We start from the raw sequence: 14,117 nt of genomic DNA, 5'->3' as shown, positions 1-14,117 counted from the left end.
CCTGCCCGGTCAGACCCGCAGGCCCAGTTCCGACAGGAAGAGCTCGTCGCGCAGGGCAAAGGTCTCCAGCCGCCGGATCCCCGCATCGCTGTCGAAGCGGTCGGTCAGGATCGGCCAGCGGCGATCCTCCAACGCGCCTTCGGAGACCCGGCGGAACTTATCCGTGACCGAGACCGTCAGGCCGCGCTCCGCCAGATCCGTCTCCAGCGCGCCGAGATCGCGGATCGAGTAGATCCGGCTCAGCCGGGGCACATTGGCCAGGGCCGCATCGACGGCGCTGTCTTCGTCCATCGCCTGCACCGCATCCCAGCCAAGCATCCGGCGCGTGGCGAAATAGCTGGTGTAGAAATTGTCGTAATGGGCCCGGATGAAGGCCTGCCACTCAGCATCCCCGCCAAAGAAATACTCTTCCGCCGAGACGGTCAGGATCCGCCGCAACCCGCGCAGATGCGGCGGGCTGGGCTGTTCGAGCACCTCATCGGCCCGGGCCTGGGCGCGCTTGAGGACATAGAGGTAGTAGGAGGCCAGCCGTTCGAACGGATCGCGCAGCACCGTGAAAGCAAAGCGGCCCTCTGGCAGGGTCTCGAGCCCCGTCCAGTCCAGATGCCCGGAATAGAGACTGTAGCCCGGCGGCATCTGTGCCGCGCCCGGGGCGACCTGGCTGTGCAGACGCACGGGCGAGATCGCCTCGGGGGGCAGGAGACAGGCCAGCGCCTCGTGGATGGTCTGTCCCGCGGTTTTGGGAATATGCAGAAAGACCAGGGGACGTTCCGGGCTGAGCGTCATCTGGAGATCGCGACACCATCTTCTGCCGCGTCCTCCGCGGCGGGTGCGGGCGCGTCGGTCTCTGCCGGATCGGCGCCCGGGATCAGCACGCTCTGCACCGTGTCGAGGACGATCTCCGCCAGGGGGGCATCGGGGTCGAAATGGATCAGATGGCCATTCTCGGCCCGGGCCACCGCCGTGCCCTGGGCTCCCAGATGGAAGGCAAAGACCGGCAGGCCGGTCGCGAGCGCCTCATGGGTCGTGTAGGAAAACGTCTCGGGCCAGATCGAGGGGATCAGCCAGCAGGTGATCCCGTATTTCGCCGCCAGCTGGTCGAGCTCGGCGATGCGGTAGGTGCCATGGACCGGGGCCGAGGCGGGCAGGCCGTAAGCCGGGTCGATATTGCCGATCAGAACCAGACCGATCCGGGCGGGATCGGCACTGTCCGGCGCCGGGCCGTCCGCGCCATTGCCCGCCGGATGCGCGCCACCACGCTCCAGATGCCGGGCGAGATCCTGCACCACCTGGGCGCCCTTCTGGAACCCGATATTGCCCAGCACCCCGATCACCTGACGGGCATCCGGGGCGGGCTGTGGCAGCACCGGCATCTCGGTCAGCAAGTCATGGGGCTGGATCCGCAGATTTTCGGCCACGGACGGATAGACCTGCAGCACATGATCCCGGCTGTCCTCGGAGAAGACCGTCACCTGGTCCGCCGCCTCCAGCAGCGGTCCCCAGGCCGCGCGCCAGCCCGAGAGCTGGATCCGGCTGCCATCGGGGCGGATGAACTGATGGGCCTCATCCTCGGTCTCGCCATCGGGCAGGCCGCGATAGGCCCCATCCGTGTCGAGCAGGCAATAGGAGGGGCTGAGCGCAAAGAAATCGTGGAACAGGACCTCGACCTCATCGGCGGGCCCGTCCGCCCCGGGCGCGTCGCGACGCAGCGCCAGCAGGCAATCGGGCAGATCCGCCGGATCCGGGTCCCCGACCCCGCAGGAATAGACGATCCGCCGCGCGCCGATCGGGGCCAGCAGGGTCTTGACGAAGTCGAAGTCATCGGTGCCCCCGGACACCCGCCCGGTTTCGGTGATCACCTCGACCTGCCAGCGCTGCGGCCCGCCCACGCGCAGGATCACCGCGCCCCGGGTCTCGGGCAGCGCGGCCTTGATCCGGATCTCGAGATAGTCATCCGCCCCGCCGCCAAGGGAATGGGCGAGATAGATCGGCACCGCGACACCGGCCTCCCGGGCCCGCTCCGCCAGAAGGGCCGCCGCCAGCGCCACCCGCGGGGTGATCAGCGGATCGGCCGCGATGAAGCTCTGCACCTCGCGGTCATAGGTCGGATAGCGATGGGAGACGATCTGGTTGTTGTTCAGCACCAGCTTGATCTTCTCGGCCGAGCCAAAGCTCTCGCCGCCGCGATGCTCCACATAGAGCCCCGGCAGCCCCAGATGCCGCGCCCCCAGCGCGCGCACCTTCTGGCACCAGTCGACCTCTTCGCCATATCCACGGCCAAAGACCGGATCGAGCGTGGGCACCTTGCGCAGCCAGTCGATATGCATGGCCATGCAGAACCCGACCCCCGTGGGTGCCACCGAGAGGGTCGCCTCCGGGTGGAAACTCTGGGCGACGCGGTCCACCGCATCGGCCTCGCCCGGGGCGAGCACACTGCGCACGCACATCACCGGCGCCGAGAAGATCTCGGCATCATTGGACATGGGGGTGACCGTGGCCACGTTCTCATGGACGATCATCGGGCGGATCAGGCGACTGGCCCAGCCCGCGGGCACCAGCGCATCGGAATTGAGCAGGACCACATGATCCCCGCGCTCGAGGGCGGCGGCAAAGCCCCGGTTCACGCTGCCGATAAAGCCGCGATTGGTCTCGTTCTCGAGCAAGGTGACCCGCCCGGGATGGGCGGCGTTCTGGGCGGCCGCCCAGTCCCGCAGCCAGGGCCGGACCGCCGGATCGGTGGAGCAATCCTCGATCACCACCGCATGCCAGGGCAGATCCGTATGGGTCGCCACCCGCTCCAGCGCCGCCTGGGTCAGCTCGAACGCGTTATAGACCGGCATGATGACGGTGATCGGGACATCGGTCGGATAGCTGACCGTGTCGCCCTCGACAAAGGTGAAGAGCGCGGTTTCCATGGGCCCGGCCTGGGGCACGGCCTCAAGCCCGAGCCCGCGCTTGATCTGGTCCCGCCGTCCGGGATCGCGGTGCAGGGCATAGCCCAGAATGGTCGGGCTGAGCCGCGCCAGAACCGACACGAACTGCCGCCGCAGACGTGCCCGGGCCCCGCGCAGCGCCGCAAGGGTCAGGGTCGCCACGGGCTGCGGTGTCTGGGCCGCGCCATGGGCATGGAGCTGCAGGGTGAAGGGAAAGGCATGGAGCGGCGCCTCAAGCACAAAGCCCGTATAGCGGTTCAACCCCAGGGCATTGGCCACATCTTCGCGCGGGATATGGGGCTGACGGCTGTCCTGCCCGCCCTCCCAGGACAGGGTGACCCGGTCCGCGGTGCTCCAGCCCAGGACATGCACACGATTGCCCCGGACCTCGACCCGGTCCACATGTCCGAGCGGGATCTCACCCCCGGCGGGCTCCAGCGCGAAGCCGGGACAGTCCAGGGTCAGATGCCGGTCAGCATAACGATGAAACAAGCCTTGGAGGCGCTTGAGCACAGGTAAAATCCCGTCTTGTTCGTGATCGAAAAAAGCGCCGCGTCCTGATCTGGCCCTCTCGCACCATGCGGTGTACCCGGCAGGGTCCAAGCTGTCCATGAGCGAGCCTGCCGCAACGCGGCATTTTTTGGCCTGTGTCCTGTTTTCAACCCGCCCCCCGGATGATGCGCAGCCCCCTAGCCCCGGCCCAGCACCCGCGCCGCCGTCCGCCCGATCAGCACCAGATCGAAACAGACCGAACGATGGGCCGCATAGATCAGATCGAGGCGCGCCTTGCGCGGCACGCAGGCCCGGGCATAGACCGCATCGGTCTCAGCCGCATCGGCACAGCGCGCCAGCAGCCGCTCTTCATGGGTGTGGTAGACCAGCGTCGCCAGCCCTGTGACCCCGGGGCGGCTTTGCAGGACCCGGGCATAGGTCTCGGGAAACCGCTCAACATATTCGCGCAGGGGCGGGCGCGGGCCGACAAAGCTCAGATCTCCGCGCAGGATGTTCCAGAGCTGGGGCAGCTCGTCGAGCCGGCTGCGCCGCAACCAGCGCCCGGCGGGGGTGATCCGCGCGGCCTTGTCCCCGCCGGACACCCCACTGTCGCGCGCCGCCACGGTCATGGTGCGGAACTTCCACAGGGTGAACCCCCGCTCCGGCGTGGTCATCCGTTCGGAGGCATAGAAGACCGGCGCGCCCTGGCTGAGGCGCAGCCAGAGCGCCAGCCCCGCAATCACCGGGCCCAGCACCAGCACGAGGATCAGCGCCAGTCCGATATCAAGGATCCGCTTGCCCGGGGTCATGGCCGGCCCTCCCCCAGGGCGGCCTGATCCGCCCGCCATTCCGCCACGATCCGCCGCGCGGTCCCGGCCTCGGGCGGCAGGGGCACCAGCGCGGTCAGGCGCGCGGTGTCCAGCACCACCTCGGGCAAGGCTGCTTCGGGCGCCGGGCGCGGCTGCCACCAGATCCCCGCCGCCTCAAGCAGATCCCCCATGGCCACGCCCGGCCCCGGTCCGCTCAGGTTCAAAACCGGTGGCAAAGGGGCCTCCGCCGCCCGGATCACCAACTGAAACAGGGTCTCTGCAAGGGTTTTCGGCCCCAGATAACTGCGCAGCGGGGTCGTGCCATCGGCAAACCGGTCCAGCGTCACCGCCACCCCGGGATGGACCCCGGACAAGAGCGCATCGGCGCCGGCCACATTGCCAATCCGCAACGCACAGGCCCCGGGCACCCCGGCCAAGGCCGCCTCGCCTGCCTGCTTGGCCCGGCCATAATCGCTCAAGGGCGCCAGGGGATCATCCTCACCACATCGCGCCCGCGCCCCGTAAACAGCCGCCGACGAGGCCCAGAGGAGCGGCCGGCCCCCGGCCACCCGCACCCCATGGGCCACTGCCCGCACCAGAGGCGGGATCGCCGCAAAGCTGCTGACCGCGCGCCCAGGCCCCGGCACCGGACCGGCGAGATCCAGCACCACATCCACCGCCGCGCAGGCCTCGGCCAGGGCCAGAGGATCCGTGCGCGGATCAAACACAACCCAGTCGCCCGCGCCCGGACCACGCCCCTGCCGGGCCTGCCAAAGCGGCTCTATCTCAGGCGATACCCAGTACCGGCGCAGCATACCGCCCAGCCGCCCGGTCGCGCCCAGAACCAGCACCCGCACCATGATCCGCCCTCCCCCGCAGCTCTGCCCGGCGGCGCTGACGCCCCCGGACCAAACTTAAGTCTGTAAATATCCCCGCCGGAGGCTCCCGCCCCCACCACGGGCGCGCGGCCAGACCCCCGCCCGGCGCACACCACAGGCCTGCCTATTTCAACAGATCAGCGAGGTATTCCCCGTAATTGTTCTTGCGGAACTTGTCGGCCCTTGCCTGCAGCTCGGCCGCCGTGATCCAGCCCTGATCATAGGCGATCTCATCGGGGCTGCCGGTCTGCAAGCCTTGCCGCCGCTCCAGGGTGCGCACGAAATTCCCGGCATCGAGCAGGCTGCCATGGGTCCCGGTATCGAGCCAGGCATAGCCCCGCCCCATGCGTTTGACGTTCAACAGCCCCTCGCCGAGATACATCTCCAGCAAGGTCGTGATCTCCAGCTCGCCCCGGTCGCTGGGCGTGACGGCCCGGGCGCGCTCCGGCGCGGAACCATCGAGGAAATAGAGCCCCGTCACCGCGTAATTCGAGGGCGGCACCTCGGGTTTCTCGATGATCTCTTTCACGGATCCGGCCGCGTCAAAGGCCACAACCCCGTAGCGTTCCGGATCGGCCACGTGATAGCCGAAGACGGTCCCACCCTCATCGGACGCGCTGGCCATCAGGTCCGGCAACCCATGCCCGAAGAAGATATTGTCCCCCAGCACCATGGCCGAGGGTGCCCCGGCGAGAAACTCCTCGGCCAGGATATACGCCTGGGCCAGACCATCGGGCGAAGGCTGCACGATATAGGTGAAGCTCACGCCCCATTGGCTGCCATCGCCCAGGGTGCGCTGGAACTGCTCCTGATCCTGCGGGGTGGTGATGATCGCGATTTCGCGGATCCCGGCCAGCATCAGCACGCTGATCGGGTAATAGATCATCGGCTTGTCATAGATCGGCAGAAGCTGCTTCGACACCCCGATCGTGATCGGGTAGAGCCGCGTCCCAGAGCCCCCGGCCAGAATGATGCCTTTGCGTTGTGTCATGGAAAAAACAGCCTCTTCATAAGGGAAAACATCAGCCCGCCGCCGGCAGGAAGAGCATATCCTCCGCCCGGCACCAGCGTGCATAGAGATCGATATCCTCGGCATAGAGCCGCGCCACTCGCGCCACCAGCGCCTCATCATAGAGCGCGCGATGGGCGGGCACCTTGCCCTGCCGCTTCAGGCTGGCCAGCCGATGGATCGGCGCATCGGCAAAGGCGCCGTCTTCGGGGGTCAGATGGCTGGTGCCATGCTTGGTCAGGGGCCGGGCATCGGCCACGGCGATGCCGCGGGCGGCCAATGTCTCGATGGCCGAGGCGAACTGCTCAAGCGCGAAGACATCGTCATAGCGCTCATAGACCAGGAAATCGCTCTGGGGCTGCCAATGGATGTTCTTGGTCAGGGCCTTGTACTTGGCCAGGGTGGTGACGAATTGCCGGAAGGTGGTCTTTTCCGGATCAAGCCTGTCCCCGGTGATCCGGTGCAGCCCCCAGAAATCCGGGTAGCGTCCGACGATCTTGTCGAGAAACACCGAGGCCAGCCGGGCATAGGGGCAGCGCAGCACCACGAATGTATAGGGCGCGGTCACCAGCTCCCGCAGGGAGGCCCGGAAGGTGCCGTTATTGGGATGGATCCAGGCCCAGTCCTCGGGCCCCGCGATGCAGCCATTGGCCAGCGCCAGACTGTAGCGCAGGGTCGAGCAGGCATTCTTGGGAATGAAGCTATAGACAGCGCCCGTGGGGTAATGAACCAGCGCCTGGGTCGCCGCCGTCACATGGGGGCCGTTCTTGGACAGGGTCACAAGCTGGCCGCGGGCATGGCGCAACAGGCGCGGCGAGGCCCCGGGATCGCCAGTCGGGGCGCTCATGGGCGGGCCTCCAACAGGGCCAGACGGTGCAGAGACAGGGGCGTCATGGCTGCGGCGTCACCCCGAGATCACTGAGGATCCCGCTCAGGCTCTCGGCCCAGTCGGGCCGGGCAATGCCGAAGGTGGTCTCGAGGCTGGAACAGTCCATGCGCGAGTTGAAGGGCCGCTTGGCGGGGGTCGGATAGGCCGCCGAGGGGATATCGGTGACCGCGCAGGTCAGTCCGGCCTGACCAAAGATCTCGCGCGCGAAATCGGCCCAGCTCACATCCGGCGCGCCGGAGAAATGATAGGTCCCGGATTTGCCCGGATCGGCGATCAGCTGCTCGGCAATGGCCAGACAGGCTGCCGCGATATCACCCGCCGCAGTGGGCCCGCCCACCTGATCGGCGACGATGGTCAGCGCGTCCCGCTCGGCCCCGAGCCGCAGCATGGTCTTGACGAAATTGTTGCCATGGGCCGAGACCACCCAGGAGGTGCGCAGGATCGCATGGGTCCCGCCCGCGGCGCGCACGGCCTCTTCGCCCGCCAGTTTCGAGCGGCCATAGGCCCCGAGCGGGGCCACGGCTGCGTCGGGGGCAAAGGGCGCAGTCCCCGCACCATCGAATACGTAATCGGTCGAGATATGCACGAAGGGCACGCCCAGCTCGGCCGCAGCCGCCGCCATGGCCCCGGGGGCCGCGCCATTGATGGTGGTGGCGAGATCCTCTTCCTCTTCGGCCTTGTCCACAGCCGTATAGGCGGCGGCATTGATCACCACGGATGGATTGGCCGCACGCAGGGCCGCCGCACAGGCCGCCGGGTCCGACAGATCCGCTGCCTCGCGCCCGAGACAGACCGCCTGCGGCGCGCGGGCCGCCAATTCCCGGGCCACCTGCCCGGTCTCTCCGAAAACAAGTATCGTCATGAGTTCACCTTTTTCAGAGCCGCATCCGCCGGCCGGCTCGGCCGCACCAGCCGCAGGGCCGGTTTTTCCACCAGATGCCACGAGAGCACGGCGCAGATCAGGGTCAGGGGGAAGGCCACGGCCATGTTGCCGAGCGGGGTGACCGCCCCCATGGAGGCCGCAAGCTGCTGCAGCGGGAAGGCATAGATATAGATACCGTAGGAATAATCCCCGAGCCGGTTATAGGCCAGCAGCGCCGGCATCTCGGCCAGTCCGAGCCACAGCACCCCATAGGACAGGGCCAGCACGAAGAGCGGCGCAAAGGCCGCGCTGCCATGGGCCAGAGCCGCCAGCACCACCAGACCCAGCGTGACGCTCCAATGCATCGGGATCTGCGCCCGCCAGACATACATGGCCGTGCCAATGGCAAAGGGCAGCGCCAGGTTGGCCAGCGAGGCCAGCTTGCTGTGCAAGGGCAGATAGGGCGCCGCGACACAGGCCAGCACCACCAGCGCAAAGGCCCCGGCAAAGAGCCGCGGTGCCCTCAGCACGCCCAGCACACCCGCCAGGAACACCCCGGCATAGCAGACCACCTCGTAAAACAGCGTCCAGAGCGAACCGTTGATCGGCGGCCCGTAAGGCACGGTTTCGAACACGCCCGGCAGGTCGTAATCCAGGCTCACCAGGGTCAGGTTGCGGATCAGGTAGCCCGGCACATCGGCCCAATAGACCCCCGCCGGGGCCGTGGTCAGAAACAGACCCGCCACCAGCACGGTCAGCACCAATACGGTGATCAGCGCCGGAAAGAGCCGCAGGGCCCGCGCCTCGAGAAAACGCACCCGGCTCTGCCCCCGGTCAAAGCTCTTGGCGATGAAGAACCCGGAGATCGCAAAGAAGATATAGACGCAGACAGTGCCCAGGGTCATGTCCAACCATCTGGACAGCGGCTGCTCGGCGCCGGGGCCCCAGGCGATGGGATAGGCATGGGAGATCAGGACACCCGAGGCCGCGAACATCCGGATCAGGTTGAAATGGTTGTCCCGCCCCCGGGACCGCGTCTCAAGACGGGGGGCATCGCGCAGACCGATCATCAGAGCGTCTCCTGGGTTGGGGGCGCGGCAGGCTTGGGCTTGGGCGGCAGGGGCTGCTCGGTCCGGGGCTGCTCCAGGGGCAGGCTCGCCGGGTCATAGCCGAAGCGGGTGAAATCCTCGGCATAGATCTCGGCGATCATCTCGCGATCCGCGGGGGACACCGCCACCGGGGCCGGCCGGCTGCCGCGCTTGGCCATCAGCCCGCCATGGGTGTTGATCACCGGCATCTCGCGGGGGGCCTGTTCCTCCCCCTGCAGACCGTCGAGCCAGGTCACCACGGGGGCCAGCCCCTCCTCGAGCCGGAACACATCCGTGCCCTCGGGGACAAAGGCGCTCATGGGCAAGGTATGGTTGTCAAAGGCATGGAGGGTCGGTCCGCCCCCCGCGCGCAGATCCTCGAGCCAGGCGCTGAACCGGGTGCGGGGCGGGATCCGCTGCTCCCAGTCGCGCTGGAACCGGAACACGCTGACCAGGCGGGGCACCGGATGGCGCAGCACCGTGAAGCGCGCGGCAAAGTATTTCACCGGGATCAGCCGCTCCAGATCGGCGGCGGTCACATGCTGGGGCGAGGTCACGGTCCAGCGCGGACCGGGGTCGCGGTAATGGCGCTGATCGCGAAAGGCGAGCGCGCCGAAGCGGCGCTGCAGATAGGCCTCGACCGAGGTGCCCGCGCATTTCGGCACATGGGCGAAATAGATCAGCTGCTGGCGCAGGCGGAAGAACGGCACCGCCCCGCCCCCTCAGGCCTTTACACCCAGCCGGGCGCCGACACCGTCGCGATCCTGCAGGGCGCGCCACCAGGCCTCGTTGTCGAGATACCATTCCACGGTCTTGCGCAGGCCCTGTTCCACGGTCACCGAAGGCCGCCAGCCCAGCTCGGTCGCGATCCTTGTCGGGTCGATCGCATAGCGCGCGTCATGGCCCGGGCGGTCGGTGACAAAGGTGATCTGCTCGGCATAGGGCTTGGGCCCCGGGCGCAGCTCATCCAGGATCTCGCAGAGCGTCTGCACCAGCTCCAGATTGGTGCGCTCGTTCTCGCCGCCGATATTGTAGGACCGGCCCAGCTCGCCCTTCTGCACCACGGTCAGCAGGGCATCGGCATGGTCTTCGACATAGAGCCAGTCCCGCACATTGGAGCCATCGCCATAGATCGGCAGGGGCTCACCGGCCAGCGCCTTGAGGATGATCACCGGGATCAGCTTTTCCGGGAAATGGAAGGGGCCGTAATTGTTCGAGCAGTTGGTCATGACCACGGGCAGGCCGTAAGTCTCGTGCCAGGCGCGCACCAGATGGTCCGACGCGGCCTTGGAGGCCGAATAGGGGCTGCGCGGATCGTAAGGGGTCTCTTCGGTGAACTGTCCCGTGGCCCCCAGGGAGCCGAACACCTCATCGGTGGAGATATGGTGAAAGCGGAAATCCTCGGGCTTGCCCTGGGCGGTCCAATAGCTGCGCGCGGCCTCCAGCAGCTGGTAGGTGCCGGTGATATTGGTCTCGATGAAATCCCCCGGACCGTCGATCGAGCGGTCCACATGGGATTCCGCGGCCAGATGCATCACCGCATCGGGCTTGTGGGTGGCAAAGACCCGGTCCAGCTCGGCCCGGTCGCGGATATCCACCTGCTCGAACGCATAACCCGGCGCGTTCGAGACAGAGGCTACATTGTCGAGACAGGCCGCATAGGTCAGCGCGTCGAGATTGACCACGCTGTGGCCCTCGCGGATCGCCTGCCGCACCACCGCCGAGCCAATGAAGCCCGCGCCCCCGGTCACCAGAAGTTTCATCGCTTATCCCTCATACTCAAACGGGCTGTCGAAATCGGCGAGCGCCGGGGCGGCCGCATCCTTGGGCGAGATGACCGGCTCTCCGTCAAAGGCCCAGTCGATGCCGCAGCTGTCCCAATGGACCGCGCCATCGCAATCGGGCGCATAATAGTCCGAACACTTGTAAACAATCTCTGTATCGGGCTCGCGGGTGACAAAGCCATGCAGGAAGCCCGCCGGCACCAGCAATTGCCGCCCATTGTCAAAGCTCAGCTCGGTGCCGAACCACTGGCCATAGCTGGGCGATCCCTTGCGGATATCCACCGCCACATCGAACAGACGCCCGCGCCCGCAGCGCACCAGCTTGTCCTGGGCATGGGGGGGCGACTGGAAATGCAGGCCCCGCACGGTGCCGACCTGTGCGGACATGGAGTGGTTGTCCTGCACGAAATCCAGCGTGATGCCATGATCGGCCAGAACCCGCCGAGAGTAGCTTTCGGAAAAGAACCCACGGTCGTCCCCGAACCGCGCCGGGGTCAGGATTTTCACACCGGGCAAGGGGGTGTCTTCGATCTTCACCGGGAACCTCGTAAAATAGTGAATTTAAAACAGAGGCTTACCCTCCGGTCGCCGCGGAATATACCAATCGCCCCAAGGGGAGTCACTGCGACCGCACGCGAAACGCCCCGGTTCTCGCGATATGCCGCAGTTGCACAACAGATCCGGGGCCTGCGGCCCGGTCCGGCTAGCTCTCCTGGACCATCCGCGCGCGCACAAAGCCCAGGAATGCCTTGTCGGCACTGCGCAGGCGCGGGCGACCCGAACCAACCCAATAGGCGCGCCAATCGGCCTCCAGCGCATAGACATCCCAGCCCGGCGCCAGGGCGCGGGCCTCGTCGAGGGTCTCGGCGGCTAGGGGCGGCAGGGTCGGGCCCGCCTCCTCCACCAGCCCGCCGCGCAGGGAAAAGGCGATCTTGTCCCCGGGCAGCTCGGCCATCTCGTAGTCGGGCAGGTGATCGGCGGCGATCATGTCCCGCAGCATCTTGCGAAAGACCCGGCGCGGGCTGGCCGAGCCGGATTTCTTCAAGAGCAGATCCACCGAGGCCACCCAGCGCGCCTGCCGCCCGCAATGCTTGCGCGCCAGCTCATAGATCCGCCGCTCCAGCGGTTTGCGGAGCCGAAAGTAATCGCGGCTCAGCGTCAGAACCGATTTCGAGACCACCGCGTTGAAGAGCCACTCCGACAGCGTCACGCTGACCGAGACCATGCGCCCACCCCGGGCCTTGCGCACGATCTCCCAGCTCTCGATCAGACCGAAGCCCCGGGTGATCTCCTGACCGCCGGTCGCCATATTGGTGGTGATCCGCGTGCCCGCCAGTCGCTCGAACGCCTCGCGCAAGCGCCGATAGGCATCGCCCGAGGTCTCGCGATTGGTCGCCACCAACAGGTCATGGGCCTTGATCTGGAGCGTGCGGCTCACCGCCTGCCCCGCATTCAGCGCCGCCATAAGCTGGCTGATGCAGAAGATCAGGATGTCCTTGTCATGGATCGTGGCCAACCCTTTGACGCTCGGCGTCACCTCGATCTCGACCCCGTTATGGGCATAGCTGAGCACCCGCCGGTCCGGCCGGGTGGCCAGCGAGAAGACCGGATGTTCCATGGTCGCCAGATCATCCTTGGGGATCGCGTCAAGGATATCGCAGACGAAGAAATCCGCCTGCAAATATCGATCCGGCGCGAGCCCTCCCCGGGAGAGGCTGCGTGAGGCTGTCAGGTCTGATGTCACTGCTCGACTCAGATTTATCGTGGTTTTATTGACACCACGCTAGGGTTATCCACAGCGCCGCGCAACCGCTGGCATCGGGGGTTCGGAGTCGCAAGAGCGTGGGATCAGAGTCGCTTTATCGGGGGTTCAGAGTCGGGCGGGACAAAATGAAGAGCAAAAAAGCCTGAAAACAAAAGGGCTTCCGAAAATCGCCCATTCGCTTAACACATATATAACACTACTCTAACAAGCAGAAAAAATCTCTCCGCCCCGAGATCCCATGCTAGTACGGGCCGGAAACCCCGGAATTTGCTAAGAAAATGAAGGTGGGGTTCCGCTTTTCCTTCCATGTGCGGTGTTTTTGAGTATATTTAGAAAAACACAACACATGAGGCGGTTTTCATGGCCAAAGACCTCGCAGAGCAGCAGCCCCCCTATTTCAACATCGACCCCGATGCGGCTTTGTCGGATCTGGGTCCGCCCACAGACAGTGCGGGCTTTGCCGCCATCGCAGAGGCCTGCGCCCGCGGACGGTCGGATCTCGCCTCGCGCGGGCTCAACGAGGCGGGCCAGAAAGAGCTGCGCCTCTTTTCCACCTGGGAGATCACCAAATACCTGATCCCCGTGGCCCAGGCCCATTTCCGGCGCGTGTTGAAACAGAACCCGGACCTGCCCCAAGGGCGCAGCGAAACGGCCGGTGGCGCGAAATGGTTCACCCTCGATGAGGTGCTGCGCCTGCGGGCGTTCTTTGCCGAGGGGGGATCGAAGGCCAAGGAGTACCGCCCCTACCGCCCCGAAGGCCTGCCTGCGAAACTCGTGGCGGTGGCGAATTTCAAGGGCGGGGTCGGCAAGACCTCCACCTGTGCCCATCTGGCCATGTCCGCCGCCCTGGACGGCTACAAGGTGCTGGTGCTCGATCTGGATAGCCAGGGCTCCATGACATCGATCTTCGGCGGGCAGGTGGCCGATGAATGGGCCACGGTCTTTCCCCTCCTCGCCCGCCATTATGCGCGGCATCTGCGGACCGAGAACCAGCGCCGGCTAGACCGCAACGAAGCGCCCATTCCGCTGGATGAGACCCTCGGGGACGCGCTGGACGTCACGGCGCAGAGCCTGATCCAGCCCACCCATTGGCCCAATATCGACCTGATCGGCGCGCAGCTGAACCTCTATTGGGCCGAGTTCCAGATCCCCGTCTGGCGGATGCAGGCGCGCTCCTGGAAGCTCTGGGATGCGCTCACCGAAAGCCTTGAGGCGGACGGGATCCTCGACGCCTATGACCTCGTCTTCATCGATACGCCCCCAGCGCTCGGCTATCTCACGATCAACGGGCTCGCGGCCTCGGACATCCTGCTTGTGCCCATGGGGGCCTCCTTTTTGGAGTTTGACAGCACGGGGCGGTTCTTTGACATGCTGCACTCGACCTTTCACTCCATCGAGGAGGGGGAGAACATGGCCGCCCGGGCGCTGGGGCGCGAGGAGCTGGCCTTTGAATGGGATGCGGTCCGCGCGGTGGTGACCCGCTATGACGGCGCTCAGCAGGCCGAACTGGCCGGGCTGATGCAGGCCTATCTCGGGCGAACCCTCAGCCCCCACCGGCAGGATTTCACCGCGCTGATCGGGCAGGCCGGCGAGCAGGTCTCGGGCATC

Annotated in this window: 13 protein-coding genes; 1 reads left to right on the top strand and 12 read right to left on the bottom strand. The window is 66.5% G+C overall.

Features of this window, described 5'->3' with window-relative positions; translation table 11 throughout:
• Positions 1 to 9: 9 nt before the first annotated feature.
• From ACP15I_RS20885 to ACP15I_RS20830, 12 genes are all read right to left on the bottom strand, one after another.
• The gene (locus ACP15I_RS20885) at positions 10 to 786 is read right to left on the bottom strand and encodes a sulfotransferase family 2 domain-containing protein (protein WP_424968579.1); all 777 of its coding nucleotides are present in this window, start codon (positions 784 to 786) and stop codon (positions 10 to 12) included.
• On the bottom strand, positions 783 to 3,425 hold the full coding sequence (locus ACP15I_RS20880) for a glycosyltransferase (RefSeq protein WP_424976533.1): 2,643 nt from the start codon (positions 3,423 to 3,425) through the stop codon (positions 783 to 785). The genes ACP15I_RS20885 and ACP15I_RS20880 overlap by 4 nt, the downstream gene beginning before the upstream one ends.
• Positions 3,426 to 3,622: 197 nt before the next feature.
• On the bottom strand, positions 3,623 to 4,234 hold the full coding sequence (locus ACP15I_RS20875; RefSeq protein WP_424976532.1) for a sugar transferase: 612 nt from the start codon (positions 4,232 to 4,234) through the stop codon (positions 3,623 to 3,625).
• Positions 4,231 to 5,094, bottom strand: a complete 864-nt coding sequence (locus ACP15I_RS20870) for an NAD-dependent epimerase/dehydratase family protein (protein WP_424976531.1) — start codon at positions 5,092 to 5,094, stop codon at positions 4,231 to 4,233. The genes ACP15I_RS20875 and ACP15I_RS20870 overlap by 4 nt, the downstream gene beginning before the upstream one ends.
• A 142-nt stretch (positions 5,095 to 5,236) precedes the next feature.
• On the bottom strand, positions 5,237 to 6,103 hold the full coding sequence (gene rfbA / locus ACP15I_RS20865; RefSeq protein ID WP_424968584.1) for a glucose-1-phosphate thymidylyltransferase RfbA: 867 nt from the start codon (positions 6,101 to 6,103) through the stop codon (positions 5,237 to 5,239).
• A 31-nt stretch (positions 6,104 to 6,134) separates the two neighbouring features.
• On the bottom strand, positions 6,135 to 6,968 hold the full coding sequence (locus ACP15I_RS20860) for a sulfotransferase family 2 domain-containing protein (protein WP_424976529.1): 834 nt from the start codon (positions 6,966 to 6,968) through the stop codon (positions 6,135 to 6,137).
• A gap of 43 nt (positions 6,969 to 7,011) precedes the next feature.
• A complete protein-coding gene (gene rfbD / locus ACP15I_RS20855; protein ID WP_424976528.1) occupies positions 7,012 to 7,872 on the bottom strand; it encodes a dTDP-4-dehydrorhamnose reductase in 861 nt (286 codons plus the stop codon).
• Complete coding sequence (locus tag ACP15I_RS20850) at positions 7,869 to 8,942, bottom strand: acyltransferase family protein (RefSeq protein WP_424968587.1); 1,074 nt, start codon at positions 8,940 to 8,942, stop codon at positions 7,869 to 7,871. The genes rfbD and ACP15I_RS20850 overlap by 4 nt, the downstream gene beginning before the upstream one ends.
• Positions 8,942 to 9,670: a sulfotransferase family 2 domain-containing protein gene (locus ACP15I_RS20845; RefSeq protein ID WP_424968588.1), complete on the bottom strand. Its 729-nt coding sequence runs from the start codon at positions 9,668 to 9,670 to the stop codon at positions 8,942 to 8,944. The genes ACP15I_RS20850 and ACP15I_RS20845 overlap by 1 nt, the downstream gene beginning before the upstream one ends.
• A gap of 12 nt (positions 9,671 to 9,682) precedes the next feature.
• Positions 9,683 to 10,723: a dTDP-glucose 4,6-dehydratase gene (gene rfbB, locus ACP15I_RS20840; protein ID WP_424976527.1), complete on the bottom strand. Its 1,041-nt coding sequence runs from the start codon at positions 10,721 to 10,723 to the stop codon at positions 9,683 to 9,685.
• A 3-nt stretch (positions 10,724 to 10,726) separates the two neighbouring features.
• Positions 10,727 to 11,281 carry a dTDP-4-dehydrorhamnose 3,5-epimerase gene (rfbC, locus tag ACP15I_RS20835; RefSeq protein WP_424968590.1) on the bottom strand — a complete coding sequence of 185 codons (555 nt, stop codon included), beginning with the start codon at positions 11,279 to 11,281 and terminating at the stop codon, positions 10,727 to 10,729.
• 166 nt (positions 11,282 to 11,447) lie between these two features.
• Positions 11,448 to 12,425 (bottom strand): replication initiator protein A, encoded by a 978-nt coding sequence (locus ACP15I_RS20830; RefSeq protein WP_424976526.1) that lies wholly within the window; start codon positions 12,423 to 12,425, stop codon positions 11,448 to 11,450.
• 444 nt (positions 12,426 to 12,869) lie between these two features.
• Here ACP15I_RS20830 and ACP15I_RS20825 point away from each other — a divergent pair.
• Positions 12,870 to 14,117, top strand: a 1,248-nt coding sequence (locus tag ACP15I_RS20825) for an AAA family ATPase (protein ID WP_424976525.1), incomplete at its 3' end; no start/stop codon positions are given.

Origin of the sequence: Dinoroseobacter sp. S124A (genome assembly GCF_049801015.1) — a bacterium.
Classification (GTDB): Bacteria; Pseudomonadota; Alphaproteobacteria; order Rhodobacterales; family Rhodobacteraceae; genus Dinoroseobacter.
The sequence above is the reverse complement of the archived record's forward strand: the minus strand, read 5'-3'. Positions and strand labels throughout refer to the sequence as shown.

Coding starts and splice junctions, on each gene's coding strand:
- rfbD (WP_424976528.1), bottom strand. CDS start 7,872: ATGACGATACTTGTTTTCGGAGAGACCGGGCAGGTGGCCCGGGAATTG.
- ACP15I_RS20885 (WP_424968579.1), bottom strand. CDS start 786: ATGACGCTCAGCCCGGAACGTCCCCTGGTCTTTCTGCATATTCCCAAA.
- rfbB (WP_424976527.1), bottom strand. CDS start 10,723: ATGAAACTTCTGGTGACCGGGGGCGCGGGCTTCATTGGCTCGGCGGTG.
- rfbA (WP_424968584.1), bottom strand. CDS start 6,103: ATGACACAACGCAAAGGCATCATTCTGGCCGGGGGCTCTGGGACGCGG.
- ACP15I_RS20875 (WP_424976532.1), bottom strand. CDS start 4,234: ATGACCCCGGGCAAGCGGATCCTTGATATCGGACTGGCGCTGATCCTC.
- ACP15I_RS20860 (WP_424976529.1), bottom strand. CDS start 6,968: ATGAGCGCCCCGACTGGCGATCCCGGGGCCTCGCCGCGCCTGTTGCGC.
- ACP15I_RS20850 (WP_424968587.1), bottom strand. CDS start 8,942: ATGATCGGTCTGCGCGATGCCCCCCGTCTTGAGACGCGGTCCCGGGGG.
- ACP15I_RS20870 (WP_424976531.1), bottom strand. CDS start 5,094: ATGGTGCGGGTGCTGGTTCTGGGCGCGACCGGGCGGCTGGGCGGTATG.